General features: G+C 53.2%; 1 protein-coding gene and 3 pseudogenes. 1 reads left to right on the forward strand and 3 read right to left on the reverse strand.

The window, feature by feature from the left end; translation table 11 throughout:
* Together BBW68_RS03605 and BBW68_RS20505 are read right to left on the reverse strand one after the other, a co-directional pair.
* Positions 1-147, reverse strand: a pseudogene (locus tag BBW68_RS03605) (IS6 family transposase); the annotation flags it as partial.
* Between the two features lie 51 nt (positions 148-198).
* Positions 199-323, reverse strand: a pseudogene (locus BBW68_RS20505) (IS91 family transposase); the annotation flags it as partial.
* Positions 324-399: 76 nt separating this feature from the next.
* Between BBW68_RS20505 and BBW68_RS20510 the strand changes: the two are divergent.
* Positions 400-473 (forward strand): annotated as a pseudogene (locus tag BBW68_RS20510) (IS1 family transposase); the annotation flags it as partial.
* A gap of 127 nt (positions 474-600) precedes the next feature.
* Here the strand turns inward: BBW68_RS20510 and argC are convergent.
* Entirely contained in the window at positions 601-1530 is a 930-nt protein-coding gene (argC, locus tag BBW68_RS03615; RefSeq protein ID WP_070134033.1) for an N-acetyl-gamma-glutamyl-phosphate reductase, read from the reverse strand.
* Between the last annotated feature and the right edge of the window lie 310 nt (positions 1531-1840).

A 1840-nucleotide genomic window follows, 5' to 3' on the forward strand; every position in this document is an offset into this window, starting at 1 on the left:
TCGATAAATCGTGGTGTGATCGACATTTACCCCTCGCTCAGCCAGCATCTCCTGCAGCTCACGATAACTGATGCCATATTTGCAGTACCAGCGGACGGCCCACAGGATAATATGACGCTCAAAATGTCGACCTTTAAATGGGTTCATGTGCTGCTCCTTCAACTAAACAGTGGCATCAGTTTACCATCGCCAGATCTTTGCAACAGTGCCCTCAACGGCGAGTTGGGTCCACTGGCTGACATGCTGTCGCCGTGTTTTTCGAGATAGCGGTTTCAGCCGTCATCGACGGTGAAAAGGAGTTTGGCAGGACGCGGGATATACATGGAGCTGAGTATAAAGCGGAGCTCCAGTCATGCAAAGCACCAGAACGGCGAAGCCGTGACGCTCGCCCTTAAGGGCGCTACGTTCTCAAAATCGGTGGAGCTGCATGACAAAGTCATCGGGCATTATCTGAACATAAACACTATCAGTAAGTTGGAATCATTACCCAGTGTGGTTAAAGAAAGAGACGGCGCATAAGCCGTTATAGTTGGCGGCGCAGTGATTTGCTGTAGGGGCCGACTTTTTTCCCGGTCAGCACGTGCCAAGATAGAGGCGCTGTTAAAGATTGACGCAGGTCTCTTCACTCAGGCCCAGCATAATATTCAGGTTCTGCACAGCGGCACCGGAGGCACCTTTCCCGAGGTTATCGAGGCGGGCCACCAGAATGCTCTGGCGCTGCTCTGCATGGCTGAAAACGAACAGCTCCATATTATTGGTATTGTTCAGCGCCTCCGGCAGCAGATACGGCGCACTGTCGTCATTCAGCTGGTTCAGCTCATGCACATTGATAAAGGGCTGAGCGGCATAGAACTGCGCCAGCGCCAGCTGCAGCGGTTCACCATCAACGCCGTTCAGCGGGATAAACACCAGCATCCCCTGTGCATAATCACCCACCGCAGGCTGGAATATCGGGCGGCTGCTCAGCCCGCTCCATGCCTGAATCTCTTTCAGATGTTTATGATCGAAGCCCAGTCCGTAAGCCGCAAAGCCCGTTCCCGCCTGCTGATACTTTTCAATCATCTGTTTGCCGCCGCCGCTGTAGCCGGAAACCCCATTGATCGCCAGCGGCCGATCGGCCTGCAACAAACCTGCCTGGGTCAGCGGGGCTAGCAGGGCGATAGAGCCGGTTGCATAGCAGCCAGGATTTGAGACGTGACTGGCAGTACGAATTTTCTCACGCTGATCGGCGGCCAGTTCTGCTAGGCCGTAAACCCAACCGGCTTCAACGCGGTGCGCAGAGCTGGCATCCAGCACTCGTGCGCCGACTTCATCTGCCAGCGCTACCGCTTCACGTGCGGCGGCATCGGGCAGGCAAAGGATGGTGACATTGGCCTGTTTCATCAGTGCTTGGCGGGCGTGGGCATCTTTACGCTGCGCCTTATTAATGTTGAGCATGTCAATCTGCGGATGGTTCACCAGACGCTGGTGGATCTGCAATCCGGTGGTGCCCGCCTGACCGTCAATAAACACGCGATATCTCTGACTCATTAAGATCTTCGCCTTAAAAATTAGGGTGTGGGCCGATTATGAAAGATTTCTGGTTGTGCGACAATGCAAAATGACTGGATAGTTGAAATAAATGCATAAAAAATCATTTATTGCCCTAGTGATTAACCATAAACACCATGTTTCCCCGGTACTAGAGCGAGGCTTGAAGGCGGTTTTCGTTCTGGCTGTTCCACTGACTATTCTGAACCAGCCCCAGCTTAAAGGGGATGGTAACCCGGCAAGGGCAGGAAGATAGGCGACGTAATTCTTTACCGTACTGCGCCCCTGATGGTACTGTTGCAAAGATCTG

Origin of the sequence: Candidatus Erwinia dacicola (assembly GCF_001756855.1) — a bacterium.
Lineage (GTDB): Bacteria > Pseudomonadota > Gammaproteobacteria > Enterobacterales > Enterobacteriaceae > Erwinia > Erwinia dacicola.

Coding starts and splice junctions, on each gene's coding strand:
- argC (WP_070134033.1), bottom strand. CDS start 1,530: ATGAGTCAGAGATATCGCGTGTTTATTGACGGTCAGGCGGGCACCACC.